The sequence below is a fragment of the Novacetimonas cocois genome, from assembly GCF_003311635.1.
Lineage (GTDB): Bacteria > Pseudomonadota > Alphaproteobacteria > Acetobacterales > Acetobacteraceae > Novacetimonas > Novacetimonas cocois.
Genome location: NZ_QEXL01000004.1, coordinates 85403 through 111548, shown reverse-complemented (window position 1 = coordinate 111548; position 26146 = coordinate 85403). Strand labels below are relative to the sequence as shown.

General features: G+C 58.8%; 20 protein-coding genes and 2 tRNA genes. 13 read left to right on the top strand and 9 right to left on the bottom strand.

The window, feature by feature from the left end; genetic code table 11:
* Positions 1-228 precede the first annotated feature (228 nt).
* The 3 genes from xylB to NJLHNGOC_RS04200 all read left to right on the top strand — a co-directional run bounded on the left by xylB (position 229) and on the right by NJLHNGOC_RS04200 (position 4515).
* Entirely contained in the window at positions 229-1713 is a 1485-nt protein-coding gene (gene xylB / locus NJLHNGOC_RS04215; RefSeq protein WP_113595253.1) for a xylulokinase, read from the top strand.
* A gap of 244 nt (positions 1714-1957) precedes the next feature.
* Positions 1958-3097: an L-dopachrome tautomerase-related protein gene (locus NJLHNGOC_RS04205; RefSeq protein ID WP_113595251.1), complete on the top strand. Its 1140-nt coding sequence runs from the start codon at positions 1958-1960 to the stop codon at positions 3095-3097.
* Between the two features lie 50 nt (positions 3098-3147).
* Entirely contained in the window at positions 3148-4515 is a 1368-nt protein-coding gene (locus NJLHNGOC_RS04200; protein ID WP_113595250.1) for a sugar porter family MFS transporter, read from the top strand.
* Positions 4516-4599: 84 nt separating this feature from the next.
* Here NJLHNGOC_RS04200 and NJLHNGOC_RS04195 read toward each other — a convergent pair whose 3' ends face one another.
* Both NJLHNGOC_RS04195 and NJLHNGOC_RS04190 read right to left on the bottom strand, forming a co-directional pair.
* Positions 4600-4944 carry a hypothetical protein gene (locus NJLHNGOC_RS04195; protein ID WP_113595249.1) on the bottom strand — a complete coding sequence of 115 codons (345 nt, stop codon included), beginning with the start codon at positions 4942-4944 and terminating at the stop codon, positions 4600-4602.
* 98 nt (positions 4945-5042) lie between these two features.
* Positions 5043-6416, bottom strand: a complete 1374-nt coding sequence (locus tag NJLHNGOC_RS04190; RefSeq protein WP_113595319.1) for an amidohydrolase family protein — start codon at positions 6414-6416, stop codon at positions 5043-5045.
* Between the two features lie 220 nt (positions 6417-6636).
* On the opposite strand from NJLHNGOC_RS04190, the gene NJLHNGOC_RS04185 reads away from it, so the two are divergent.
* A complete protein-coding gene (locus tag NJLHNGOC_RS04185) occupies positions 6637-7896 on the top strand; it encodes an AGE family epimerase/isomerase (RefSeq protein ID WP_239021322.1) in 1260 nt (419 codons plus the stop codon).
* A 133-nt stretch (positions 7897-8029) separates the two neighbouring features.
* Positions 8030-8905 (top strand): sulfurtransferase, encoded by an 876-nt coding sequence (locus NJLHNGOC_RS04180; RefSeq protein WP_113595248.1) that lies wholly within the window; start codon positions 8030-8032, stop codon positions 8903-8905.
* Positions 8906-9252: 347 nt separating this feature from the next.
* Here the strand turns inward: NJLHNGOC_RS04180 and NJLHNGOC_RS15845 are convergent.
* Positions 9253-9347 (bottom strand) — tRNA-Glu (locus tag NJLHNGOC_RS15845).
* Between the two features lie 150 nt (positions 9348-9497).
* On the opposite strand from NJLHNGOC_RS15845, the gene NJLHNGOC_RS04175 reads away from it, so the two are divergent.
* The 6 genes from NJLHNGOC_RS04175 (at position 9498) to NJLHNGOC_RS04150 (ending at position 16807) form a co-directional block, all read left to right on the top strand.
* Positions 9498-9830 carry a helix-turn-helix transcriptional regulator gene (locus tag NJLHNGOC_RS04175; RefSeq protein WP_113595247.1) on the top strand — a complete coding sequence of 111 codons (333 nt, stop codon included), beginning with the start codon at positions 9498-9500 and terminating at the stop codon, positions 9828-9830.
* A gap of 225 nt (positions 9831-10055) precedes the next feature.
* On the top strand, positions 10056-11666 hold the full coding sequence (locus NJLHNGOC_RS04170; protein WP_113595246.1) for a class I SAM-dependent DNA methyltransferase: 1611 nt from the start codon (positions 10056-10058) through the stop codon (positions 11664-11666).
* On the top strand, positions 11663-12067 hold the full coding sequence (locus NJLHNGOC_RS04165; protein WP_113595245.1) for an HI0074 family nucleotidyltransferase substrate-binding subunit: 405 nt from the start codon (positions 11663-11665) through the stop codon (positions 12065-12067). Before NJLHNGOC_RS04170 ends, NJLHNGOC_RS04165 begins: the two co-directional genes overlap by 4 nt.
* On the top strand, positions 12064-12366 hold the full coding sequence (locus tag NJLHNGOC_RS04160; RefSeq protein WP_113595244.1) for a nucleotidyltransferase family protein: 303 nt from the start codon (positions 12064-12066) through the stop codon (positions 12364-12366). The genes NJLHNGOC_RS04165 and NJLHNGOC_RS04160 overlap by 4 nt, the downstream gene beginning before the upstream one ends.
* On the top strand, positions 12363-13628 hold the full coding sequence (locus NJLHNGOC_RS16125) for a restriction endonuclease subunit S (RefSeq protein ID WP_206059706.1): 1266 nt from the start codon (positions 12363-12365) through the stop codon (positions 13626-13628). Before NJLHNGOC_RS04160 ends, NJLHNGOC_RS16125 begins: the two co-directional genes overlap by 4 nt.
* Positions 13625-16807 carry a type I restriction endonuclease subunit R gene (locus NJLHNGOC_RS04150; protein WP_113595242.1) on the top strand — a complete coding sequence of 1061 codons (3183 nt, stop codon included), beginning with the start codon at positions 13625-13627 and terminating at the stop codon, positions 16805-16807. Before NJLHNGOC_RS16125 ends, NJLHNGOC_RS04150 begins: the two co-directional genes overlap by 4 nt.
* 222 nt (positions 16808-17029) lie before the next feature.
* On the opposite strand, the gene NJLHNGOC_RS15595 is transcribed toward NJLHNGOC_RS04150, so the two are convergent.
* From NJLHNGOC_RS15595 to NJLHNGOC_RS04140, 3 genes are all read right to left on the bottom strand, one after another.
* Positions 17030-18256 carry a hypothetical protein gene (locus NJLHNGOC_RS15595; protein WP_133258662.1) on the bottom strand — a complete coding sequence of 409 codons (1227 nt, stop codon included), beginning with the start codon at positions 18254-18256 and terminating at the stop codon, positions 17030-17032.
* Between the two features lie 534 nt (positions 18257-18790).
* Positions 18791-19393: a class I SAM-dependent methyltransferase gene (locus tag NJLHNGOC_RS04145; protein WP_113595241.1), complete on the bottom strand. Its 603-nt coding sequence runs from the start codon at positions 19391-19393 to the stop codon at positions 18791-18793.
* Complete coding sequence (locus NJLHNGOC_RS04140) at positions 19386-20336, bottom strand: HNH endonuclease family protein (protein ID WP_206059705.1); 951 nt, start codon at positions 20334-20336, stop codon at positions 19386-19388. Before NJLHNGOC_RS04140 ends, NJLHNGOC_RS04145 begins: the two co-directional genes overlap by 8 nt.
* Positions 20337-20769: 433 nt before the next feature.
* Here NJLHNGOC_RS04140 and NJLHNGOC_RS04135 point away from each other — a divergent pair, with 433 nt between their 5' ends.
* Positions 20770-21087, top strand: coding sequence for a plasmid mobilization protein (locus tag NJLHNGOC_RS04135; protein WP_165837840.1), 318 nt, complete (start codon positions 20770-20772; stop codon positions 21085-21087).
* Between the two features lies 1 nt (position 21088).
* Positions 21089-22810, top strand: coding sequence for a relaxase/mobilization nuclease domain-containing protein (locus NJLHNGOC_RS04130; protein ID WP_113595238.1), 1722 nt, complete (start codon positions 21089-21091; stop codon positions 22808-22810).
* A gap of 32 nt (positions 22811-22842) precedes the next feature.
* Here the strand turns inward: NJLHNGOC_RS04130 and NJLHNGOC_RS04125 are convergent, their stop codons facing one another.
* From NJLHNGOC_RS04125 to recJ, 3 genes are all read right to left on the bottom strand, one after another.
* On the bottom strand, positions 22843-23928 hold the full coding sequence (locus tag NJLHNGOC_RS04125) for a site-specific integrase (RefSeq protein WP_113595237.1): 1086 nt from the start codon (positions 23926-23928) through the stop codon (positions 22843-22845).
* Positions 23929-24067: 139 nt separating this feature from the next.
* A tRNA-Glu gene (locus NJLHNGOC_RS04120) sits at positions 24068-24143 on the bottom strand.
* Positions 24144-24212: 69 nt separating this feature from the next.
* A complete protein-coding gene (recJ, locus tag NJLHNGOC_RS04115) occupies positions 24213-26057 on the bottom strand; it encodes a single-stranded-DNA-specific exonuclease RecJ (RefSeq protein WP_408890548.1) in 1845 nt (614 codons plus the stop codon).
* Between the last annotated feature and the right edge of the window lie 89 nt (positions 26058-26146).

Sequence of the window (26146 nt, the reverse complement as noted above, 5' to 3'; positions counted from 1 at the left end):
TTTGCCCCTGCGTCCCCTTCTTTCGCATCCCACCATCGTGGTCGTGATGCAACGCTGTGGCATTTTCCCGCTGACCCGTCCCGATAACCGGAAGGTGTGCAGCACGTGCTTGCCAAGCCGCATTGCGTGTGTTTTCAGTTGTAACAACACACAGAACGGCAAAGCAGTACATGCCGCACGGGACGGCGCCACGGGCGTGGTTCCCGCCGGTACGGGATAATAATAACAATGTTTGTCGGAATCGATCTGGGCACGTCGGCCATCAAGGCCGTGCTGGTGGATGACAGCCAGACGGTGGTGGGCAGCCAGTCCCATCCCCTGACCATCAGTTCCCCGCATGACGGATGGAATGAACAGGACCCCCATGACTGGTGGGTGGGGACGCTGGCGGTGCTGGACGCGCTGGCGGCGGCCCATCCGCAACAGATGTCCGGGGTGCGCGGCATCGGCCTGTCGGGACAGCAGCATGGCGCGGTCCTGCTGGATGCAGGCGGGGAGGTGCTGCGTCCGTGCATCCTGTGGAACGATGTGCGCGCCACGGCGGAATGCGCCGAATTCGAACATCGCTTTCCCCACAGCCGGCAGGTATGCGGCAATGTCGCCATGCCGGGCTTTACCGCGCCCAAGCTGATCTGGGTCGCGCGCCACGAACCCGAAATCTTTGCCGCCACCCGTCATGTCCTGCTGCCCAAGGCATGGCTGCGTTACCGCCTGACGGGCGAGATGATCGAGGACATGTCCGATGCCTCCGGCACGTTGTGGCTGGATGTGGGGCATCGCCGCTGGTCCGATGACGCGCTTGCGGCGTCCGGGCTGACGCGCCACGCCATGCCCGCCCTGGTGGAAGGCACGGCCCCGGCCGGTCGCCTGCATGACGTACTTGCCCGGCGATGGGACATGAAGACGCGACCCGTCCTTGCGGGCAGTGCCGGGGACAATGCCGCCGGGGCCGTGGGGCTGGGGGCCGTGCAGGCCGGTTCCGCCTTCCTCTCGCTGGGCACGTCGGGGGTCCTGTGGGTGACGACGGATCGTTTCCGTCCCCACCCGCAGGGCGGGATTCACGCATTCTGCCATGCCGTGCCGCGCATGTGGCACCAGATGGGGGTCACGCTGTCGGCGGCCTCGTCCCTTGCATGGTGGTCGCGCACCACCGGGGTGACGGAAACGGCGCTGCTGGCGGAACTGCCGCCGCAGGTGACGCGCCCGTCGCCCGTCCTCTTCCTGCCTTACCTGTCGGGGGAGCGCACGCCCCATAATGACGGGACCATCCGGGGTGTTTTCGCGGGCCTGTCATCGGGCACGACGCGGGCCGAAATGACGCAGGCCGTGCTGGAGGGGGTCGCGTTCTCGTTCCGCGACGTGGTCGATGTGCTGGCGGAGGCGGGATCGCACCTGACGCAGGCGGACGTCATTGGCGGCGGATCGCGCAGCCGCCTGTGGATTTCCATCCTGGCCTCGGTCACGGGCCTGTCGCTGCACCGTCTGGCGCATGGGGAACAGGGCGGGGCGTTCGGCGCGGCGCGGCTGGCGCGGCTGGCCGTAACGGGGGAGGCGGTGGACAGTGTCTGCCTGCCGCCGCAGCGGGTGGAGACGGTCTCCCCCGATGCGGCGCTGGCGGCGACCTATGCCACCCCGCTGGCGCGTTACCGTGCCCTGTATCCCGCCGTGCGCGACGCCATGCGCGTTTCCGCCCCCTCAATGGTGTCCCCCTGACCGGCATGTCGGCCGTTGCGGCGTGGCAGGGCCGGTCCCCGATGAACACAGGGAACGACATGGCATGTCCTGTCTTCATGGTCGCGTTTGACGAAAAAGCCGGTTTTCCCGCCGGTCCGATCGGTACAGCGGGGCCGTTCGGGAAAAGCGGTCATGGGGGCATGCGCCGCGCGCCATGGCATGTAAATATCGGCCTCCCGCTCCGGCCGTTGGTCCCGGATGGCAGAAAAAGGAAAAAGCCTGCATGAACATTTTCCCGTTTTCCCCCCGTTCGTATCGCGCCATGCGGGTGATGGGGCTGATGCTCCTGCTGGGCGCGCCGCTGCAGGCGCATGCGGGCGACAGCGTGGATCATGGCGCGATCCCCACGCGCAACATCTCTGTCGTTGCGCGGTTTTCCGACATGCAGCCCTCCGGCATCGCGGCGCTGCCTGACGGGCGCCTTGTGCTGGCCTTTCCGCGCAGCGCCGCCGATCACAGGGGGCCGCGCCTTGCCGTGCTGAAGGATGGCAGGCCGGTGCCGTTTCCCGACGCGGCGACGCAGGACCGGCTGATATCCCCGCTTGGCATGACGGTGGATGCGACCGGACGCCTGTGGGTCGTGGACGAGGGGACGGTCGCGGGGGAAAAGACGCCGCCCCGTCCGGCCCTGATCGGGATGGACGCCCGCACGGGGAAAATCCTTGCCACCATCGCGCTGGACCCTTCCACGGGGGCGACGCGCGATGACGGTCACGTCAATGACGTGCGGGTGGACATGACGCATGGCGCGGGCGGCACGGCGTATGTCAGCGACACGTCAACGGCGGACCACCCGGCGATCATCGTGGTGGATATCGCGACCGGCAGGGCGCGGCGCGTTCTGGAAAATGCGCCCTCCACCCGGGCGCAGCCGGATTTCGCCATGGAACTGGATGGCCAGATGCTCCAGTACAGCCCGACCCATCCCGTCATGGGACAGGGCGGCATCGACGGCGTGACGCTGAGCGCCGATTCATCGCGCCTGTACTGGCAGCCCCTGTCGAGCCGCAGGCTGTACAGCGCGCCGACGGCCGTGCTGTCGGATCCCGCCGCGACCCCCGCGCAGGTGGAACGCGCCGTCCGGGACGAGGGCGAGACGGTGGTCGTCGACGGGATGGCCACCGCGCCGGACAATTCGCTGTACCTGACCGATATCGAACATCATGCCATCGTGCGGCGCGCGCCTGACGGGCACCTGTCGATGGTCGCACATGACCCGCGCCTGATCGCGCCCGACAGCCTGGCGCTGGTGGGCAAGACGCTATGGCTGACGGTGGGGCAGTGGTCGCGCCTGCCCGTCTTCCATGACGGACACGACATGGAGGAACGTCCGTGGCTTCTGGTCAGGATCTCGCTTCCCTGACCCCGGCTACATCGCCGGACATCGAACTACGCTGAAGAAAGAAAAGAATAATGGCGCAGGACAAGAACGTGGCTTCCACCCCTCCCATCGTCGGGCTGATCGCGGCCGTCGCGGCGACGGGGGGACTGCTGTTCGGGTATGACACGGGCATCATCTCCGCGGCACTGCTGCAGATCACGGGCGATTTCGCGCTGGGCACGCTGGGGCAGCAGGTGGTGACGTCGGCGATCGTCGCGGGCGCGCTGGGTGGATGCCTGGTGGCCGCCCCGCTGTCGGACCGGCTGGGGCGGCGTTACATGATCATGTTCGCGGCACTGGTGTTCATTTTCGGCACGCTGATGGCCTCGTTTTCCCCCGGCGTGTCGCTTCTGGTCTTTGCGCGCTTCATCCTTGGCCTTGCGGTGGGGATGTGTTCGCAGATCGTGCCGGTCTATATCGCGGAAATCGCCCCGCCTGAAAAACGTGGGCAGATGGTGGTCCTGTTCCAGATGGCGGTGGTGGCGGGCATCCTGATTTCCTTCATCGCGGGCTATGTGCTGCGTGATCAGTCATGGCGGCTGATGTTCGGGCTGGGCGTGGTGCCGGCGGTGGTGCTGTTCGTGGGCATGTCGCTGCTGCCGCGCAGCCCGCGCTGGCTTGCGATGAAAGGCAACCTCGAAGGCGCGTTCGAGGTGCTGCAGCGCCTGCGGCGCGACCCCGCCCTTGCCCGTACGGAGCTGGAGGCCATCGTCGCCATGCATGACGAGCAGGCGCCGTGGTCCGCCCTGTTGCAGCCCTGGGTGCGGCCTGCGCTGGTCGCCTCGGTCGGGGTGGCGCTGTTCTGCCAGATCACGGGCGTCAATGCGGTGCTGTATTACGCGCCGACCATCTTCGCGGGGGTGGGGTTTGGCAAAAGCTCCGCCCTGCTGACCTCCATCGCCATCGGGGTCGCGATGCTGGCCTCCACCACGTTCGGCAGCTGGGCGGTCGATGCGTGGGGACGGCGCACGCTGCTGCTGCGGCTTATTCCCGGCGCGGTGGTGTCGCTGCTGGTGCTGGGGACGATGTTTGCCATTGGCGCGACGCAGGGGATCAATACCTGGATCACGGCGGCGGCGGTCGTGTGCTATGCCATCTTCAACGTCGGCAGCCTGTCGGTCGCGGTCTGGCTGGTGGGGGCGGAGGTCTATCCCCTGTCATGCCGCAGTAAGGGGATGAGCCTTGTCGCCGCGACGCACTGGGTGGCGGACCTGGTGGTGTCGCTGACGACGCTTTCGCTGGTGCAGACGCTGGGTGCCGCGGGCACGTTCTGGATGTTCGCGGCGCTGAATTTCGCGGCGTTCGTGTTCGTGCTGCGCTATGTCCCCGAAACGCGCGGACGCTCTCTGGAAGAAATCGAGGCGTCGCTCAAGAACGGGACCTTCGGCGTGATGGGCTGAAAGTAAAGTCTCAAGCATAACGGCGCGGGGATGGATGTGACATTCCCCGCGCCGGGCCGGTATCCCGCCTTGTGGCCGTCTTGCTCAGCTCGCGGACGGGGTGGGCGGCAGGGTCTGGGCCCCGCCATCGCGCAGGTCGTCAAACGCCTCATCCAGCGTTCCTTCGGAGACGAAGCAGACCAGCACGTCCTCGCTTTCCTCCTTGGCGCGGCGCGCAGGCGTGATCACGCTGTCCCAGTCGCGGCGCAGGGAGTGGACACGGCCGATTTCGGGGCTGAGGAATTCCCATGATCCCCCCTTGGTGGTCGATCCCATGACGGTGGTCAGCAGGAAAATCGCCGGCTGGTCCGGGAGGTCCTCCGGCGGGCGCTTGAACTGGTAGATCGTGCCCGATTTTCCGAACTCGGTGAACGAATGCCATGGTTCCATCGTGGGTGTCTCCTTTTCATCTTCCCTGTGCCATAGGCCTGTCCATTCTCCTGCATACAAAAGCGCATGCAACCAATGCGTACGGGCGCGGGGCGTGCTTACTTCGTGCCCGTCAGCGGCCCGTCGGTCATCACCCCGTGCTGCCATACCTGCGCGATATGGTGCATGTCCCCGATGTCATGGTCGGGATGTCCCTCCACCACCAGCAGGTCGGCGCGCCTGCCCGGTGCGATGATCCCGCGGTCCGGCAGCTGCAGCAGTGCCGCGGCATTGCCGGTCGCCAGCGAGATCGCCTGCAACGGCGTAAGTCCCGCCGCGACCGAGAGGTAGAGTTCCCGATGTTCGGCAAATCCGGGGATGCGCGTGGGCATCGCGCCTGAATCGGTGCCGAAGCCGACATGGATGCCCGCGCGGTACAGCGTCAGCAGGTTGTGCATGTTCATCGCCAACGCCTTGCGCGATGCCGCCGTCAGGGGCGCGGACAGGGTCTTTGCCCGCCACGCGGGATCGGCGAACTGCGCGCGCAGGGCGGGATCAAGGCCCGCGGAAAGGAACGGGTCATCCAGCCATTCGGGGTGTTCGGCAAAGATGTAGTTGGCCTCGTCCAGATCAAGCGTCGCGATGTACCATGTGCCACGCTGTTCCATATCTTCGATCAGCGCGACATCCACCGCCTGGTCGCGCACGCCATGCGCCAGGATGTCCACCCCCGCCGCGACCAGGGCGCGGGCATCGGACAGGTCGTGGATATGCGCGGCCACCCGCTTGCCACGCAGGTGGGCCTGCGCGATGGCGGCGCGATAGACTTCGGGTGACATCTTTGGCAGCGGCTTTGCCCCCGGCACGCCATTGCGGAAATCATCGACCCACAGCTTGATGAGGTCCGTGCCCTCGTCCGCCATGCGGTCCACGGCGGCGCGGGCCTCATCCGCCGTGGTGGGGCGGAAGACCTCGTCCGGGGCGAGGTTGAAGCGGTTCTGTGGCGGGACGCCATCCGGCGCGCCAATGCCCTGGTCCACGCCGAACAGGTCCGCCCCCGGATTGCGTCCCGCGTGCTGTTCACGGCGCAGTTCGTCGAACAGGGGGGACTTGTTCAGCCCCAGCGCCGTGACCGTCAGCACGCCATACCGTTCGTACTGGCGCAGGGCGGACAGGATATTGGCCCGCGTGTAATTCTGCGACCCGTTGGTGGTGCCCGACACCTGTCCGACATGACTGTGGTCGGAAATCAGGCCCGGCAGGACCGTGCGGCCCGTCAGATCCACCCGTTGCGCATCGCGGGGCGCGGACAGGTCGTGTCCCACGCCCACGATCTTTCCCCCATCCATCAGGATGGAGGTATCGGCCTGCGCCTGTGCGCCCGTCCCGTCGATGACGGAAGCATGTTCCAGCAGTACCGGACGTGCAAGGGCGCTGCCGCCATAGGCCAGCGCGAGGGTGGTCGCCAGGATGAATTTTCCCGCAGTCTGCATCTTTACGTCCTTCGTGCCGGTCAGGAGGGCAAGCATGATAGCAGTAAAACTGCATACAGGCGCCGTGTGGCGAAAGCGCCCGAAAACCCGCAAGGTCACGTAATGCTGTACACTCAGGCAACGGGCAGGCAACGGACAGGCAGCATGCAGGCGGCGGGAATGCGGATTGTCTTTACGAACGGCGGCTGCGACCTTATTCACCCCATCAGGAAGGGAGACCTTGCCCCGCCCGCCGATGGGCATGGCATGGCGCGACAGGCAGGCCCACGGGTGGCCCGGAGTGGAAAAGGCGCGGACGGGCCATGCGGGGCGCGTCGGTGGGAACACGAAAGAGGGTGTCGAATTGTCTCAAGACGCATGGCGTCTCTGGCTGTCGCGGGGCGCGCTGCCCCTGTGGTCGGGAATCGGCTTTGATACCGCGCGGCGCCTGTTCCACGAACGCCTGACGTTCGACCGGCGGCCCATTCACCTGCCTGAACTGCGCCTGATGGTGCAGGCGCGCCAGATTTCCACCTATTGCCGCGCGCAGCTTGACGGATTCTGTCCCACCGCGGGACAGGCGCTGGAATGCCTGCATGAGGTGGAACGCCGTTACTGGCGCAGCGACGACGCGCCGGGGTGGATCTTCTCCCTCGGGCCGGACGGACGGCCCGCGGACCGGCGGCGCGACCTGTATGCCCATGCCTTCATCCTGTTCGCCTATGGCTGGGCCTACCGGGCGTCGCGCGATGACGCCTACCTTGCGGTCGCGCGTGAGACGGCGCTGGAAATCGACCGGATATTCCTGACGGGGCAGGGCGGCTATCTCGACACCGTGCCGCCTGCCGACACCATCCACCGGCAGAACCCGCACATGCACCTGCTGGAAGCCTATCTTTTGCTGTTCGAGGTTTCGGGCGAGCTTTTTTATCTGGAGCATGCCCGCGATCTGGTCCTGCTGGCGCTGGAACATTTCATCCTGCCGGGGACGGGCATGCTGCTCGAAACCTTCAACAGTGCATGGGCCCCGCTGCAGGCGGCGGGACATAACCGGGTGGAACCGGGGCACCTGCTGGAATGGTCGTGGCTGTTTTCGGAATTCGCGCGGCTTGCACCACGGGCGGCGGAGGTCCCGGCGGTGCTGGCGGCCCGGGACCGGCTGGCGGATACGGCCATCACGTGTGGCGTGGATCCCGACAGGATGGTGGTGTGTGACGCGATTACCGAAGATGGCGCGCGGCTGGAGGAATCAACGCGTATCTGGCCGCAGACGGAACTGATGCGCATACTGGCCCGCCGGGCGCGTGATGGCGATGCGCGCGCGGCCACGGCGCTGACGCGGCAGAGCGGGAATTTCTTCGAACATTATGCGCCCGCCCGCCTGCATGGTGGATGGATCGACCGGCTGGACGTGCATGGCGTCTCCCTGACTGATCATATGCCCGCCAGTTCGCTGTATCACATCTATGGCGGGGCGGTGGATTTCATCCTCGGCCGGTGAAGGGGGCAGGCCCGTTCACGGATACGGGAGGGTCCTGTCCAGATCATGGCCGGGGCGTGCCCTGTCGCCTCCATCGGTGACATCATTGCTGATAGTGGTGGGTGCATGTCCACAATCATTGCGGAAAGCCCCCATGCCGATACCTGTTCTTTATTCGCCCGATGATGTCCGCAGGCTCGCCGCAGAGGGAAAGGCCCTTCTGATCGATGTGCGGGACAAAAAGGACTTTGACGCCGGGCATATCGCCGGGGCCGTCAGCATGCCCGACATCTTCACCTATCTGGCGGAAACCACGCAGGACGGTCTGACAACGCTGCAGCGGACCTTTGCCAGCCTTTTCGCGGAATACGGGCTGGATGGCAAAAAGACCGCCATTGTCTATGAAGATGCGCTGCATACCCGGTATGGGGCGTCCTGCCGTGGATACTGGATCCTGCGTTACCTGGGGTATCCCAGCGTCGGCATCCTTGATGGCGGGCTGAGCGCGTGGCGCAGGGCGGGGGGCACGTTCACCACCGAAACCACGACGCCCGTGCGCACCGAATTTCCGCTCACCATAAATGGCGGCCTTATGGCCACGTATGAGGACGTGATGGCCGCCCTGCGTTCGGGTGGCGTCAAACTGCTGGATAATCGTGACAGGGTCGAATGGCTGGGTGAAAGTTCATCGCCCTATGGCGTCGATTTCGCGCCACGCAAGGGACGGATTCCCGGCGCGGTGTGGATCGAGTGGTACGATTTCATGAAAGTCACGGACAATCACGCCTCTTTCCGCGATGCGGCGGAAATCCGTGCCCTGGCGGCGTCACGCGACCTGCATCCGGATGATGACATCATCATCTACTGCTTCAAGGGCGCGCGGGCGGCCAATACCTATGTCGCCCTGACGGCGGCGGGCTTTACCCGCCTGCGCATATATATGGGGTCGTGGAACGAATGGTCCCGCAATCCGGCCCTGCCGATCGAGGACGGCCTGCCCAAGGCAGCCGCGCCCTATTCGGGGCGTTAGGAAATCGTCAGAATATAACAGAAGTTTTTGGGTGTCGCCTTTTTTTAAAAAGGCGGCGTTCTTCGAAGATTTTTGCAAAAAGCTTTATCAGGAACGTCCCTGATGAGTGCGCCGGACGTTCGCTGGGGATGGGGGACACTTCCCTGAACGCAGTGTCCGGCGCATTTCCGATCAGGCATATGACGGAACCAGATGAAGAGATGCCAGACGAACACCTGATCTTCAGGTGATTTCGTGTTCAATGATTCATGAAGAATAGAATGATGTCCTGACAGGCATGGCATGAAAATCTGCCATGAATCAGGAAGGCAGGCATTTCCATAATAATGGAAAGCACTTACATGCCGTGGCGTCCCGTACGGGATTCGAACCCGTGTTGCCGCCGTGAAAGGGCGGAAGGAATGCTATGACTTACCTTGGAATTTTGCAGAAAATCCCTGACTTCCGCCACTTTTATATAACCGGACGTCACTGCTTGTCACGGGGTATCTCCCTCCATTTGGCTCAAAATTGGCTCAATGGCTCAGGCCGAAACATTGACATTTTGGGCTGCCTCGCCCAGAAATTTCATTGATAATTTTGTAGCAGAGTGATGGCGTCCGAACTTCCTGAAGGTATGAGGCCCGCTGTCCTGACATACGGGCAGGCGGCAGAATATCTGGGCATCAGTCCAGGGCGGTTGCGGAATCTGAAATGGATGGGCCGAGGGCCCCGTTCTGTCACATATGGAACTCGCGACGTAAGGTTCCGAATCGCTGACCTCGATGCCTGGCTGGATCAGAAAGCTGGTATTCAGCCTGCCCCACAACCTGCACGGAAGCGTGCGCCACGGCCCAGACGTCGCGGCGTCGGTACGTTGGCTACATTGGTGTTGCTTGGCGGCATGGCGATATTGGCAATCTTGATTAAATTAATTTTTGAATAAAACGCAACCGCACTCGCGACGTATTCGGGGTTAATTGAGGCGTCGCCTGTCTCGTTTAGGTCATGGCAGGTACCAGAAACCGCAGACTGGCATCCGAAGCAGAAGTCAGTATCCGCGATGATCGTCAGCAGGTGCAGGACTGCTCCCGTCTATGTCCCTCTCGACGATTAAGACCTGATCAGGCAAATTGTAACGACCTGTTCTGGATAGTGAAAGCCTGTTTCCATGCCTCGTGGCCGCCCCCGTAAGAATCCGGACGCTGCTCCGGCCCCAAAAAAAACAACACGGACGAAAGCGAAGGCGACTACCGCCAATCTCGGTTTTGAGCAGCAGATGTTCCTTGCTGCTGATAAGCTACGCAAGAATCTGGAACCCTCAGATTATAAGCATGTTACGCTTGGGCTGATCTTCCTGCGTTATATCTCCACCGCTTTCGAAGCGTATCATGAAGCCCTTCTGCATGATGATCCGGCGGCGGCGGAAGATCCGGACGAATATCTGGCCGAGAACATTTTCTGGGTGCCGGAGACGGCTCGCTGGTCGCATCTTCAGGCTAATGCCCGCGCATCCAACATCGGCAAAATGATTGATGATGCCATGCTGGCGATTGAACAGGCCAATCCGGACCAGCTCAAGGGCGTTCTACCCAAGGATTACGGACGCCCTGCACTTGATAGTGTGATGTTGGGTGAACTGATCGACCTGATCTCCGAAATTGGCATGGGTGGCAGCGAGGATCAGGCCCGTGACGTTCTGGGGCGTGTCTATGAATATTTTCTTGGCGGCTTTGCCGGTGCGGAAGGCAAACGCGGGGGGGAATTCTACACGCCATCTAGTGTCGTGCGCACGCTGGTCTCCATGCTCGAACCTTATAAGGGCCGCGTGTATGACCCCTGCTGTGGGTCCGGTGGCATGTTTGTTCAGTCTGAACGGTTTGTGGAAAGTCATGGCGGCAAGCTGGGCGACATAGCCATCTATGGGCAGGAGAGTAACCACACGACCTGGCGTCTGGCAAAAATGAACCTCGCTGTTCGGGGCATTGGTGCAGACATACGCTGGAACAACGAAGGCAGCTTCCTGCGTGATGAATTGAAAGATCTGCGGTTCGATACCATCCTTGCTAACCCACCATTCAACATCTCGGACTGGTGGAATGCCTCGCTGGAGGATGACCCGCGCTGGCAGTATGGCAGGCCCCCTGCAGGCAATGCCAACTATGCGTGGCTCCAGCACATCCTGTGGCACCTCGCCCCAAATGGCACGGCAGGCGTGGTGCTGGCCAACGGGTCCATGTCGTCCAACCAGAACAGCGAAGGCGAAATCCGCCGCCGCATGGTCGAGGCAGACGTGGTGGACTGCATGGTTGCGCTGCCCGGCCAGCTTTTCTATTCGACACAGATACCGGCCTGTCTGTGGTTCCTTGCCCGCAGCAAGAACCCGAAAGGCTGGCGTGACCGGCGCGGGGAAATGCTGTTCATCGATGCCCGCAAACTCGGCAGCATGGTTGACCGCACCCGTCGTGAACTGACGGATGCCAATGTCGCCCGTATTGCCGATACCTATCATGCTTGGCGCGGGGAGAAGGACGCGGCCCCCTACGAGGACGTTCCCGGCTTCTGCAAATCCGCCACACTCGATGAGGTGGAACAGCACGGCTTCGTGCTGACACCTGGCCGCTATGTCGGCGCGGAAGAGGCCGAGGAAGATAGCGTGCCGTTTGCCGAACGCTTCGCGGCGCTGGAGAAAACGTTGCAGGAGCAGTTCCGTCAGGGCGAAGAACTGAACGCGAAAATTACAGCGTCCCTGAAGCTGGTTGTTCCGCAGGAGGCTTCATGACCCTTTATCTGATCCCGCTGGAACGGGCGCTGGACCGCCTGAAGGAAGGGTGGGCGCGACATGTTGCCCATCCTTATGATGAGCAGCTACGCGACGGGTTGATCCAGCGTTTCGAGTTCACTTACGAACTGAGCCACAAGACCCTGAAGCGGTTTCTTGAAGCCAACGCGGCCTCGCCGGAAGAATATGACCGCATGGGCTTTCCGGACCTCATCCGCTCCGCCAATGAAGCCGGGCTTCTTAAAAGCGCCTGGCCGCAATGGAGCGTGTTTCGCAAGATGCGGAACATGACCAGCCACACCTATAACGAAGCCTCTGCAAAGCAGGTCGTGGCGACAATCCCGGATTTTATCGACGAGGCGGCGTTCCTGCTGGCCGTTCTGAAAGACCGGGCCGCGTGACGGATAAGATCGACATTACGCCTGAAGAGCGGGCCATCGTGCTGCGTATTCTCCACGAGATCGTGCCTGACCGGGAGGTGCGGGCATTTGGCTCGCGCGTGACGGGCGATGCCAAGCCGTTTTCTGATTTTGACTTGGCAGTGATGGGGAACGAACTGTTGCCGCTGGAGACGCGGGCACGGTTGGAAGAGGCGTTTTCCGAGTCTGATCTTCCGTGGAAAGTGGATGTGCTGGATTGGGCGCAAGTCGATGAAGGTTTCAAACGTATAATTTCTAATTCTTGGATCGTTTTACAGTGATCGCTTGGACAAAAGTTACAATCTCGGATGTAGCAAACGAGGTAACTGTCGGGCACGTAGGCCCAATGGCCAGTGAATATGTAGACAAAGGAATTCCGTTCCTACGTTCATTAAACATCGAACCATTCAACATAAAATACGATGGGGTGAAGTTTATAACCCCTTCTTTCCACAAGCGATTGCAGAAGTCGTCTTTACGGCCTGGCGATGTGGTTATCGTTCGCACCGGAAAGCCGGGAACGTGTGCTGTCATTCCGGATTGGCTTCTTGAGGCGAATTGCTCTGATGTCGTCATTGTACGTTGCAGTGAAAGAGTAAGACCTCGCTTCCTCTGTTACGTCGTCAACTCCGTTGCTGGCCACCATATCTCGTCTCACATCGTGGGAGCTGTTCAACAGCATTTTAACGTTGGTTCAGCCCGCACTCTTGAATTCCTGCTGCCCTCAATTGAGGGACAAGACGCAATTTTAGCCATCCTCGGAACCCTTGACGACAAGATCGACCTCAACCGTCGGATGAACGAGACGCTAGAAGCGATGGCGCGGGCGTTGTTTCGGGACTGGTTTGTTGATTTTGGCCCGACACGGGCGAAAATGGCCGGGCAAACGCCTTATCTCGTCACCGAAATCTGGGAGCTTTTCCCCGATAGGCTGGATGATGAGGGAAAGCCGGAGGGGTGGAGTTTCTCTAGCATTTATGACGTGGCGTCAGTGGTTTACGGCGCACCTTTTGCGTCCAGCCTATTTAATACTCAGTGTGATGGCATTCCGCTTGTAAGAATCAGGGACTTGCCGTCAGAAAAACCGGGGGTTTGGACAACGGAAAACCATCCCAAAGGTTTCAAAATTCTACCCGGTATGATTGTCGTTGGAATGGATGGTGAATTTCGCGCCCATTTATGGGGCGGTGAGGAAGCTTGGCTCAATCAACGAGTATGTGTATTTCAACCCAATGAGGGAATATCTTCTGTATTCTTAAGAGAAACCATAATTCCTCAATTAAAATTCATTGAAGATACAGAGGTTGCGACCACGGTAATTCACCTTGGAAAAGGAGATATTGATGGTTTTACTTCATTATTTCCCGGTAAAACTTTAATTTCCGCTTTTAATGATGGAGTGGAAGTATTTTATAAGAAAATTGTGCAAAATAAGAAGGAGGCTCAAAGCCTCGCCCAACTCCGCGACCTTCTCCTGCCCAAACTGATGTCCGGCGAAATCCGCGTTCGTGACGCTGAAAAGATGATGGCGAACGCGCTATGAGTTTCCTGTCCGAAAATGAGATCGAGGACTGGGCCTGCGAGATCCTGCGGGAGAGTGGCTACACCATCACCACCGGGCCGGAGATTTCCCCCGGCGGTGCCCATCCCGAACGCACCTCGTTATCGGACGTCATTCTCAACAAGCGACTTCAGGCCGCCATTGATCGCCTGAATCCGCATCTGTCGCAGGCCGCACGGGACGAAGCCCTGCTGGCGCTGAAGCGCGAAGACACGCCGGATGTTGTGGACGAAAACCACCGCCTGCATGGGTATCTGGTCGATGGCGTTCCTGTGGACGTGGTGCGCGAAGACGGTACGCAGTCCGGAGACCGGGCGCGGTTGATCGATTTTGACCATCCAGAACGCAATGACTTCCTCGCCGTGCGCCAGTTTGTGGTGGAAAAGGACGAGGCCAACCGACGGCCCGATATCGTACTGTTCGTCAACGGATTGCCTCTGGGCGTTGTTGAACTGAAAAGCCCGAGTTCCGAACAGGCTACGCTGGACTCCGCCTGGAACCAGTTCCAGACCTATCGCGCCTTCATCCCCTCCCTGTTCCGTTTTAATGAAGTACTGGTGATCTCCGACGGCACCGAGGCCCGCGTCGGCTCGCTTACGGCAGACCGTGAGCGTTTCATGCCTTGGCGCACGGTTGATGGCGAGGAACTGGTGGCAAAGAACCATCAGGAAATGGAAACCGTGCTATGCGGCGTGTTCACCCCGCGCTGGCTGCTCGCACTGATACGGGACTTCGTGCTGTTCACGGAAAAAGATGGCAGTCCCATCAAGATTCTGGCCGCCTATCATCAGTTTCATGCCTGCCGTAAGGCTGTGGCACAGACAGTCCGGGCGACGGCGCAGGGCGGTGACCGGAAAGCGGGGGTCATCTGGCATACGCAGGGATCAGGCAAAAGCCTGCTGATGACGTTCTATGCCGGGGTCATTGCACGTCACCCGGCAATGGAAAACCCGACGATTGTTGTGCTGACCGACCGCAACGATCTGGATGACCAGCTATTCGCCACTTTCTCAGGGGCGCAGGCGCTGCTGCGTCAGACACCGGAACAGGCAGGCAGTCGTGATGAGTTGCGAAAACTGCTCAGGCGGGCTTCTGGAGGCGTGATCTTTACGACGCTTCAGAAATTCCAGCCAGAAGGTGACGAAGCAACCGTGCCGCTGCTGACGGACCGCCGCAACATCGTGGTCATGGCAGATGAGGCACATCGTAGCCAGTATGGGCTGGAGGCAAAATTTAATCGTGAAACGGGCAAGGTCTCCTACGGCTTTGCCAAACACCTGCGCGATGCTCTGCCCAATGCGTCTTTCATTGGTTTTACCGGCACGCCGATTGAAACGGCGGATGTAAATACCCGTGCCATCTTTGGCGATTATATCGACATCTACGACATCGCCCAGGCGGTGGAAGATGGTGCAACGGTGCCGATCTATTACGAAAGCCGTCTGGTGCGCATCGAACTGGATGATGACGTCAAGGAAGAACTTGATGACGAACTGGCGGAGATTGTCGAGGGACTGTCTGAAAGCGAAGAGCACAAACTCAGCCAGAAATACTCGCGGGTCGAAGCGCTGGTCGGCGCAGAACCACGTTTGCGGCGGGTTGCCGAAGATCTGGTCAAGCACTTCGAAAACAGGCTTGAGGCTCTTGATGGCAAGGGCATGATTGTCGGCATGAGCCGCGCCATCTGCGTGGCACTTTATGACGAGATCATCCGTATTCGCCCGGACTGGCACAGTGATGATGACAACGCAGGTGTCATAAAGGTTGTGATGACCGGCAGTTCCTCCGATCCGGCAGGGTTCCAGCCGCATATTGGCAAGCGCCCCAAAGCCCGCCGCGAATTGCTGGCCAAGCGCATGAAGGACAATCCCGACCCGCTGAAACTGGTGATCGTGCGGGACATGTGGCTGACGGGCTTTGATGTCCCTTCCATGCACACGATGTATGTGGATAAACCCATGCGCGGGCACGGTCTGATGCAGGCGATTGCCCGCGTAAACCGCGTATTCAAGGGCAAACCCGGCGGCCTGGTCGTGGATTACATTGGCCTCGCCCAGAACCTGAAATCTGCTCTGGGTGAATATTCCGCCGGGGACCGGGAGCAGGTCGGGATTGATGAAGCTGAGGCCATCCGCGCCTTGCAGGAACGCTACGAGATTGTCCGGGCCATGTTCAATCCGGAACAGGCTAGGGGTTTTGATTATCGTCCCGCACTTGTTCCGGGGACCGCACCCAAAGTCAAACTGGCGATCATGGCCGGAGCACTGGACCATATTCTGGGCCAGCAGCAGCGGGAGACTGCGCAGGCGACGACTGACGAAGCCCGCAAAGCCGCACAGAAACGTTTTCCCGATGCGGTCAAGGCGCTGTCGGTTGCCTTTGCGCTGGCCTCCGCCAGTGATCAGGCAGCAGCCCTACGTGATGAAGTGGGGTTTTTCGAGGCTGTCCGGGCTGCGCTGGTAAAGAAGAGCGGTGAAGACACGGATGGTAGAAGTTCGCAGGAGCGAGAACTGGCGATCAAGCAGTTGGTCAGTCGGGCGGTAGTGTCCACGGACATTATCGACATCATGGAGGCGGCCGGGATCGGGCGTCCGGACATTTCCATCCTTTCGGATGCCTTCTTGCAGGAAGTGCGTGAGATGCCGCAACGCAACCTGGCAATCGAGGCCCTACGAAAGCTTCTGGAAGGTCAGATCCGTAGCCGCAGTCGCTCTAACCTGACGGAAGCAGAGGCGTTTTCGACGCGTCTTGAGCAGGCAGTCAGCCGTTATCATACCAATGCCCTGACCTCAGCCCAGATTCTTGATGAACTGATCCGCCTAGCCCATGAAATGGCAGCGGCACGGGCGCGTGGTGAGGAACTCGGTCTGACACCGGAAGAAGTGGCTTTCTATGACGCACTTACGCGTAATGACAGTGCACGGGAAGCAATGAGCGATCTTGGCCTGCGCGTGATTGCCACGGCTTTGGTCAAGACCATTCGAGAAAATGCCACGGTGGACTGGAACGTCATGGCCCCAACACGCGCACGGATGCGTACGGCGGTCAAACGTCTGCTGCGGAAATACGGCTACCCACCAGATATGCAGGACGAGGCTGTGCAAAATATCTTACGTCAGGCCGAAGAGTTTGCACCGATGTGGGCGGAGATTTCAGGGTAAAATATATGATTAAATAGTGGAAGAAGTATGCCTGCGTATGCCCACGTCTCTGACTTATATCGTCCCGATTGACTTTTCCAGCAGCTGATAGTCTGCAGTCGCAGAGTTCCAAAAAGCCGATTTTAGGTATAGTTATCAATCATGACTTTTTGAGATTTCCAAGTACAGAAAAAATAAAAATAGAATTTTAAAATCTTCCATATGACTGAATGAAATTTGTATCTAAGAAGGGAAAAGAGTGAGTCCGCCGTATTTTTTTGTCGGTGAATTAAATATAATGGAGCGATATCCGCATCTGACTATAGGAATACCTTTTTTGATAGCGGATATTTTCAGAGATGCTCCACTAAAAATAAGCTGAACAACATGCTCTCTTTTAGGTGACAAAAATACCCTATCTGCAACACTCTTTAAAAATGAATCTTGTCCATTAAGAGAAAGGAAATCCTTTTCCGATATATATTCAATGTGACACCAGATAACAGCAGGAAGTGTCCCAGAGCATTGCTTCGATGCCTCTGATATCGTGGCATAAATGCGGTTTTTAAAAGTATTTCGTATTTTTGTGGGAGTTAATCTTAAAATTAGGCGGGGATGAACAAATCGCAAAATAACATTTGTAGCCGTGGCATCTCTATCTCTCTCCGAATTGAATTTCATATGTTCTGCGGATGTAAAGGGAACCGCACCGAGATATTTCACCCGTGTGTTGTCACCAATATCAATTTCATCAGTGATTTTTTGCGCAGTTGAGCTGTTAACTTGGGCCAAGATTCTTCGATGATAATCTTGATTGGATGAGAAACGCCCATCGAAGGACACGTTAACAATTGGAACTGTGTTTTCGTCTTCCCACGCAGTAAATCCAGAACGAACCAAATTCCAAAGTTTGTCTTGATCCGCAGGATTTACCGGTAAACCGATGAAGTTAGTAACATTTTTGGCTTCGACATCAAAAGCGAGCTCGCCTCTCGAAGCAACTATATCAGGCGTACGAATACCCGCGGATAGGCTGTCTGTTTCTAAATCAGCAAAGTGTACGTCGTAGCCGACGTTTGATATTCGTTCTGCGACACGAAATTCGTGATTCAGGGCACGTAGTTTATCATCGCTTATTCCAGTCTGAATTGAGTCTGATAGTTTCTTTTTTCCATTCTCAGACAAATGTGGAATAGTCTGACCAATTCCCAAAAGTAAATTTGCCCCTTCGGGGCATGTCTGAAAGATCCGGGTCGACAACTTTTTGCGTCTGCGTTCAGTTTCAATAACTCTTAGTTCTTGAGTCAGAGAGAGAATCTTCTTCTCAAACGGAGCAATATACCCTTTGGCTTCAGCTTTCGATATTCGGGCATTCAAAATATCCCGATAAGCTTTCTGCCCTACGAGATTCGCTACCGACAATGCAGAAGCTATAATGTCATCATCTGTGTTAATGTCGCGGTATCTCATCAGTTATAGAATTTACATGAAAATAACGCTCCTGTCACGCATTTATACATGATCCAGAAGAATATATTGATCAGGTAATATCTTCGTATTTTCAGATCCGAATAGCATGCGAAGGAGAGTTCGGTGGTAATTGGAATGTTCAGATGCTGTTAGGTCGTAAGGTTGCCAATTATCAGCGGAGGTATTTCCTAAAAAAGAATTTCTGTGTTCTTTATGCTCAATTTCTCTACTCCCCTTCTCCAAAATGATTATCCAACCCATCGAAATGAGCGCGAAAATGTCTGCTATTTTAAATAGTGATATGAATGACTATCGAAGAAAGTGGGATTCATTACTAATAAAACCAAATAGAGTTCTGATGTTGGTTCGAGTGAATATTCAATTTCTAAGTTTTTCACCGGAAACGGATATTCTGTTTCCTCCGCAGAGTTGCCTGCTTATTATTGCAGCCATCGACAATAGAAAATTTATCTTTGCTAAAAATAGGACCTCATATCCTAAACGATGAAGCTTGGCACACATTTTACGAACCTGTCATTTCAGGTCAAAAATCGCATTCAACCACATCACTGAAGATAGAGATTTGGTCTTGTCTGTCGTGATGGAGCAGAATCGTAGCCTCAATAGTGTGCTCTTGATCATATTTCGTAGGTTTTCATCGGTCATATCAACAAAATAACGACCGTTTTCAACCCTTTCACCTGTTCCTACTTTGAATGAGGCATAACCCGTTCCCGAGGGTTTCAATGCATATCCTAGGGTTGTCAGAACCTTTCTCTGTTCTGTCTGGGGAAGATGCAGGAGAGACGCGCAGGCCCAGAAACCATCGAACCGGTTGGTCCAATCCAGTTCCGTAAACGTCATGTGATGCACCGAAACCGGGTATCCTGCTGTTCTTTCACGTGCCAGCCTGACCATGGCAGCGCTGCCATCAATGGCGGTAACGCGATACCCGGCGCGGGCAAAGGCCAGCGCATCGCGTCCAACTCCACAACCGACGTCCAGAATATGTCCGCCGGGGGGAATGTTAGGCAGGAAAAGTCCATAGATTTCCATCATGTCCACACCAGCAGTACGATCCTCGAAACTGCTGGCGTTTCGATCATACCATGCCAGCGTATCGGGAACCTCAGTCATGATGTTCCTCTACTGGTTCCCACGTATGGATCAGGGCATCACGGGCAATCTGCTGCCGGGTGCGTAGGAAGCTGCGCCGGGCCTCATCGCTCTGGCCTGTCTGTAGCATGATGGTTTCACGCAATGGGTGATGGCTTTCTACCAGCCATGAATTGCGAGCATGCAGTCGTGCGACAAGCCTGTCGGATGGCACGCTGGCAAACTTGCCACCTTCGCCCCGGTTACAGTCCCGACAGGCTAGGACAAGATTCCATACCCCGTCAGCATCCGGCATCAGGCCACGTTCCCGCAGCATCCAAGGGAAGAAATGGTCCACGTCCGCTGTTGCCAGTGGCATGTCGCACCCGCAATAGAAACAGTGGCCTTTCTGATATCCATTCAGGGATGGCCGGACGCGGCTGAGTGAGACCCGCCGGACTTTCTGCACGAATAGTTCCTGCGTTTCGCTGTCCAGTTGCACGGCTACATTGGCGCGCGGAAGGTCATACTGCCATGCGCCTTCCACCAATCGCCACCGGGCTTCCGTTTCATCCGCCAGATCATCGGCCCGGAACTGTTCCCGTAATTTATAGAGTTCGTCCGTCAACCGGATGGCAGGGGGGCCGCCTGCCGTTCGTTCATCCATGAAAAAGCGATGAGGAACTGGGCCTTTCCCGACCATGTGGAAAGCATCGATTACGTTGACAAAACCCAGCTTAGTCGTGGCATCGCGAAGTTGCGTTGCGGTGATTTCGTCGCGGTTGAATGCGCGGCAGGTATCGAGAAACCGACTGGATCGTGATGTGCTCTGCCGGTCCACACGAGCCAGATGCTGGCACAGATGCCGTGAAAACGGTTCTGCCAGATCAGTCAGAAGAACCTTGGTTGTGGGCCTCTCTGCCATTTCCAACAGGCTTTGCGCGAGTGCGAATTTGTAGGACGCGACATTGCGCCCGAACAGCACGACCGCACGCCATGATGTATCCAGTTTGGGAAGGTCTGAAAGAAAAGCGGTCATGTCGCAGGATCAAACAGGTGAGAAAGCTGGAAGGCGCAGGATCCATGGCGAAACATGAACACTGGCTCAATTGTGCCCCGCCGATGACTACGGTGCAAGGTGACCGCTCCGGCCCTCATGCGTGGGGCTGATCTGCTCCATGGAGGTCAAAACTACGTGCTGTCGAAACGTGGCAATAAGCCATGCTGGCTCGGTACGGGAGGGGGTCAACGGGGGAGGTCACTCCCCCTTGTCAGGCAGGGAATGAGGACAGGGAGCGCAGCGAAATGTGCTCCATTCCCGATGCCTGGCTCTATCCCAATCCCATGCCTGTTTCCTGTTTTCGGAATCATGCACCGAAAGGTGGTATGATGGGCTGTCATCATGGGGAGTGATGACAATGACCGACACCCGAAAAACATATAACGCCCATATCCGCCTGACGCGACAGGAGCATGAGCGGATTGCTGCCGCCAGCGGTGGGAACATGTCCCGCTGGTTCCGTGCTGTCGCCCTTGACGCCATGGCGAATGGTGGCCCCCATCTTCATGCCGACATGCTGGATATCCGCAACCAGTTGGCAGCGCTTGGCAATAACCTGAACCAGTTGGCCCGACGGGTGAACGCAGGGGTGGCGGTAACAGGGCTTCAGGAGGCTGCGGATGAAGTCAGGGTGATGGCACTCCGGGTGACAAAGGTGCTCCGGAAGGTCCGTTGACATGATCATCAAGTCAACGCGCATCCGGGCGACCGCACGCAGCATGACCCAAATTGTGCGCCACCTTCTGGAAAAGCCCGATGAAAATGAGGTCATCCACATGATTCGGGGATCACGGACGGATGTAAGAATGGCGTTCGATGACGCCCGTGATTTTGGCCGGAAGAACGCGGTGGCCCACTTCATCCTTGCCAGTCAGGAAAAACTGGACCCACGGCAGGTTCGGGATGCCATTGCGATGATTGGCGAGGAATTCGGCTTTTCACGTGACGACGTGAAGCTGTGTGTCCGCCACCAGAAAAGCCGCCATGATGGGGAAAGCTGGAACCAGCATTTTCATCTTCTGGTGCAGATGGTGAATCCGGAGAATGGCCGCGTCATGGACATGTCATACAGTTACGCACGACAGGAAAAAATCGAACGCATTTTTGAGGTGAAGAACGACCTGCGCCTGCTGAAAGGACGACACAACCGGGCCGTGCTGCAAGCCATTACCGACCCGACGATCCGGGACCGTCTGGCTGGTTTGGCCCAAGGCGGTCTGGATGGACATGCCTATACCGCGACGGCCAAGGAAACCGGCAAACGACTCGGTGTGGACAGGGCTGCGATCCGGCAGGAAGTCCGGACACTCTGGTCCCAGTCAGATGGCTGGAAAGCCTTTCGCACCGCCATCGAGGAGCGGGGATGGCGCATCGGGCCGGGGACACGAAAACCGGACGTTATCATACTGACGGACGGTGAAGGCCGGATGCTGGGTTCCCTGTGCAGGCTACTGGGAATGAAAAAGGCGGAACTGGCATGGCGTATGTTGCCCGATGGCATCACTCCCGAAGCGTCCGGCCCATCTTCCGGGAAACAACTGCCCGAGAAGGTGACGCAATCATCATCGGGACGCAATCAGGCTGAAACGCCCAGCAGGCAGGGAAAAACCACACCGATTACCCCATCATCAAAAGGGCACTGGCTTGACCCGGTCCGTGAGCAGATCATCTCCACCATGACGCTGAACCTGCAAGGCACGTCAGAGGAATTCCGGCGTGCGGAAATTGCGACGGCGGAACGCGCAAAGGCCCAAGCGGAGGCGATCACACAGCAACTGGCAGACCAGAAGAAATTTTATAGGAATTTCTGCCGTATGATTGATGAACTGTTGGCATCAAGGCAGGCGGTCCTGCCACCAGCGCCACAGATCAGGGCCATCAGCGAGATTGCAGCGGAATGCGAGTCTCAAATCACCAGCGCATACACGGCATACCGGAAGGCGGATGAGTGGGGCTTCCTGAACCCATGGCGGTTTCTACGCCGGCGGCAGTTGGATGCAGCGCTGAAGGCATCGGGCTTTGACGCTCATGATATGAATGCCGCCACCGTCATCCGTGAAGGCCTGCCAGCGGCGATGACGCAAGTGGCGCAGGCCATACAGAGGCAGGAACGCAAGAAGCATCGGGAATGGGAACGGCATCCCGATGTCCAGGCGTATGAGGCTTTCAGGACTGATCTTCGCCAGCTTCAAAACAGGCTTCATGACCTTGCCGACAGCCGCCTTATGGAAATGGCGCTGAAAGACCCATCCGCCGCTATACGGGAAATGAAGCGGCAAGGCGTCACTGGGGCACAAAAATCGGATTACGGAGAACGAATATCTACCAGTCCAGCCCCGCAACCGTCGCCTAAACGGTCAAGGCAACCAAAGAACGGGATTTCGGACATTGAAATATGAAAGCCATGCAAGCACAGCTTTCATATCCGTTTTCAGCGGGTCTGTTTTGCTGCTCGATCAGCCAGATCGGAAAGGTCAGGCTGGTAATACCGATCCAATGATTTCAAGTCGCGATGGCCCGTGATCCGCTTGAGGTCCATTGGGTTGGGAAACAGTTTTGCGAGGCGAGATGTCGCTTCATGGCGGAGGTCATGGAACGTCAGATCATGAACTCCGAATTTTTTTATCTGTCGTCCGAACCGAAGGGAAAATGAGTCTTCTGATCCCACATCAAATACATGCGCCTCAGGATCAGAAACGGATGACCGCATCGCCAGCTTTTCCAGCAGGATCGATTTTGCACCGGGCATGAGGGGACGGATTTCCGGCCCCTGTACCTTGGCGGTTCGCATGTTCTTTGTTTGCAGCAGGCTGAGCAGGTTGCGCTTCATGTCAACATCACGCCAGCGCAGAGCCATGGCTTCTCCCCGACGTGTGCCCTGTTCAATTGCAAAGCGCACAATCAGGGCATCATCGGGATATTCCGTCTTGGACATGGCTTCCAGGATCAGGTCGTATTCTTTCCCGACCAGGCGGCGATTGCGTTTTTTATCCGCGCCTTCCGGACGTTTGACGATCTTGGCAGAGGCATTGTTGTCCATGTGGATATCCCACTCGGACACTGCGTGGCGAATGATGCTCGCGAGCAGGTTGAGGCGCTTGACGACCGTGCCTTTCGCAAAGCCCGTCTCAATCATCCGGTCACGAAATCCACGTACGTCAGCAGGTTTCCATTTGCCTGCCATGCAGGATGCCACAGGATCATCAAGGAGGGCAGGGATGTGACCGATGCGGTCATTCTCCCTGTGGAGCATGCACTCATCCCGATAGCGTTCGATCAACTGACGGATCGGGATGCGGTCGATGGCGGAGGTATCACGGAACTGGCCCAGATCGATCTCGGCCCGTTTTTCATTGAGCCAACGTCGAGCCAAAGCGGCTGAGGCAAATGTTTTGCGGATACGTTTGCCGTCCACCATCTTCCGGGCTTGGTACTGGCTGGGGCCACGATACCAGACGCCTTTTGGCAGCGCTCTGCCCGTAGTGGGGTCGATATTCGTCTTTTGTGATTCGCTCATGAGAATCCCTGATATCACTGAGCCATCCCTGAGTGACGGAAACCCGTTTGGCTCAGGATTGGCTCAAAGTCCAACTAATTGGAAATCAGGAAAGTGCCTGTAATCAGCCAAGACCCGCAGTAAACTGCGGTAAAGTAGCTGGCGTCCCGTACGGGATTCGAACCCGTGTTGCCGCCGTGAAAGGGCGGTGTCCTAGGCCTCTAGACGAACGGGACTAAAGGCGTGAGCGGGTAGATATCCCGCCACGGGGGGGCGGTCAAGCCCCTGAAATGAAAATATGAAAATTAATTGGCAAACGCTGCGTCACGGATGAAGAAACTTGCGGTCGTGCGGCCGTTCCAGCTTTCGGCGCGCAGCCATCCGGCCAGGTGCAGCGGCGCGGCGTTGCGGTCCTCCAGCACGGGGGTCATCGGGTTGTCGCCCGCGCGGAACAGCAGCGCCTTCAGGCGCGGGCCACCACCTTCGCCTTCGATCAGCAGGCGCAGCGTATTGCCCTCCCGCCCGATGCGATCGGCGCGCACCACGCGCACGCGCGGCAGCGCCAGCAGGGGTTCGTCATTGCCCGCGCCGAATGGGGCCAGCCGTCCGATATCGCTTGCCAGTTCGACGGAGGCCGCGGCGACGCCCACGATGCCTTCGATGCTCAGGTCCACCGCATCGGGCAGGGCCGCCGCCGTGGACAGGCGTTCATTCAGGAATTCATGCAGGGCGGGGATGTCGTCGGCCCTAAGGCCAAAGCCCGCCGCCATGGCATGGCCACCGCCCGATGTCAGGTGGCCGGCCTGCCGGGCGGCGATGATGGCCGTGCCCAGGTCGATCCCCGGGACGGAGCGGGCCGATCCCTTGACCGTCCCGTCCTCCAGCATCGCGCCGACCAGGACGGGACGGTTGAATTTTTCCTTGACCCGGCCGGCCACGATACCCACCACGCCGGGATGCCAGTCGCGACCGCACAGCAGCAGCACCGCATGCCCTTCCTCGCGCTGGCGGGCGGCCATGTCCATGGCGATGTCAAGGATGTCGGTCTCCACCGTCTGGCGGCGGCGGTTGACCGCATCCAGCCGTTCCGCCAGACGCCGTGCCTCCAGCGCGTCCTCGCATAACAGCAGTTCCAGCCCCAGCCCGGATTCCGCGATCCGTCCGCCCGCATTGATGCGCGGTCCCAGCGCGAACCCGCAGGTAAAGGCCGAAAGCGGGTCGGTCACGCCCGCGACCTCCATCAGCGCGTTCAGGCCGGTACGCTGGCGGCGGGCCATGATTTTCATGCCCTGGGTGACAAAGGCCCGGTTCAGCCCCGTCAGCGGCATGACGTCGCACACGCTCGCCAGTGCCACGAGGTCCAGGTAATCCATCAGCTGAGGCGCGGGACGGTTTTCGAACCATCCCTGCCGCCGCAATATCCCGGCCGTGGCGACGACGCTCATGAAGGTCACCGCCGCCGCGCAGGATCCGTTCAGGCGGGAGGCGCAGTCCGGGCGGTTGGGATTGACCGTCGCGACGATGCGCGGCAGGTCGCCCTGCACCTTGTGATGATCCAGCACGATGATGTCGGCCCGCGCGGACAGGGGCGACAGGACATCGGACGCCGCCGTGCCGCAGTCCACACAGACGATCAGGCCCGCCCCATCGGCGATCATCGCCTCCAGCGCCGGGGTGTTCGGCCCGTATCCCTCGCTCATGCGGTCGGGAACGTGGGTGATGACGCGACAGCCCATCTGGCGCAGGAAATGCGTCAGCAGCGCCGCCGAACATGCCCCATCGACATCGTAATCGCCAAAGACGCCAACGGTCTCGCCCGCCGTGATGGCCTGCGTCAGTCGTTGTGCCGCCCGGTCCATGTCGGTCAGGCAGGCGGGGTCGGGCATCAGCGCGCGCAGGGTGGGGGTCAGGAAATCCGTCACCCCGTCGGGCGCGATGCCGCGCATCGCCAGCATGCGGCCAACGATTTCGGGCACCCCGGCCTGCTGCATGATGGCCATGCCCATGCGCGCCGTCACCCCGGCGTCACGGGTGATTTCAGGATCGCGCCACAGCCACCGCCGCCCGGTCAGGCTTGAACGCACGCCTAGCACCAGCGGCGTGTCGTCCTGCGGGGGAAGCGGACTTTCCGCCAGCATGTCATCCGCCATGTCCGTCATGCCCGTGCCCCTTTTTTCGTTCCTGTCTTGCGCGATGGGGGCTGGGGGATGCGGGGCATGGGGTATCCTTGGCGACGTGA

Bases quoted from the DNA above. Each gene is read 5' to 3' on its own strand.
- xylB (WP_113595253.1), top strand. From the start codon at position 229: ATGTTTGTCGGAATCGATCTGGGCACGTCGGCCATCAAGGCCGTGCTG.
- NJLHNGOC_RS04205 (WP_113595251.1), top strand. From the start codon at position 1,958: ATGAACATTTTCCCGTTTTCCCCCCGTTCGTATCGCGCCATGCGGGTG.
- NJLHNGOC_RS04200 (WP_113595250.1), top strand. From the start codon at position 3,148: ATGGCGCAGGACAAGAACGTGGCTTCCACCCCTCCCATCGTCGGGCTG.
- NJLHNGOC_RS04195 (WP_113595249.1), bottom strand. From the start codon at position 4,944: ATGGAACCATGGCATTCGTTCACCGAGTTCGGAAAATCGGGCACGATC.
- NJLHNGOC_RS04190 (WP_113595319.1), bottom strand. From the start codon at position 6,416: ATGCAGACTGCGGGAAAATTCATCCTGGCGACCACCCTCGCGCTGGCC.
- NJLHNGOC_RS04180 (WP_113595248.1), top strand. From the start codon at position 8,030: ATGCCGATACCTGTTCTTTATTCGCCCGATGATGTCCGCAGGCTCGCC.
- NJLHNGOC_RS04175 (WP_113595247.1), top strand. From the start codon at position 9,498: ATGGCGTCCGAACTTCCTGAAGGTATGAGGCCCGCTGTCCTGACATAC.
- NJLHNGOC_RS04170 (WP_113595246.1), top strand. From the start codon at position 10,056: ATGCCTCGTGGCCGCCCCCGTAAGAATCCGGACGCTGCTCCGGCCCCA.
- NJLHNGOC_RS04165 (WP_113595245.1), top strand. From the start codon at position 11,663: ATGACCCTTTATCTGATCCCGCTGGAACGGGCGCTGGACCGCCTGAAG.
- NJLHNGOC_RS04150 (WP_113595242.1), top strand. From the start codon at position 13,625: ATGAGTTTCCTGTCCGAAAATGAGATCGAGGACTGGGCCTGCGAGATC.
- NJLHNGOC_RS15595 (WP_133258662.1), bottom strand. From the start codon at position 18,256: ATGAGATACCGCGACATTAACACAGATGATGACATTATAGCTTCTGCA.
- NJLHNGOC_RS04145 (WP_113595241.1), bottom strand. From the start codon at position 19,393: ATGACTGAGGTTCCCGATACGCTGGCATGGTATGATCGAAACGCCAGC.
- NJLHNGOC_RS04135 (WP_165837840.1), top strand. From the start codon at position 20,770: ATGACCGACACCCGAAAAACATATAACGCCCATATCCGCCTGACGCGA.
- NJLHNGOC_RS04130 (WP_113595238.1), top strand. From the start codon at position 21,089: ATGATCATCAAGTCAACGCGCATCCGGGCGACCGCACGCAGCATGACC.
- NJLHNGOC_RS04125 (WP_113595237.1), bottom strand. From the start codon at position 23,928: ATGAGCGAATCACAAAAGACGAATATCGACCCCACTACGGGCAGAGCG.
- recJ (WP_408890548.1), bottom strand. From the start codon at position 26,057: ATGGCGGATGACATGCTGGCGGAAAGTCCGCTTCCCCCGCAGGACGAC.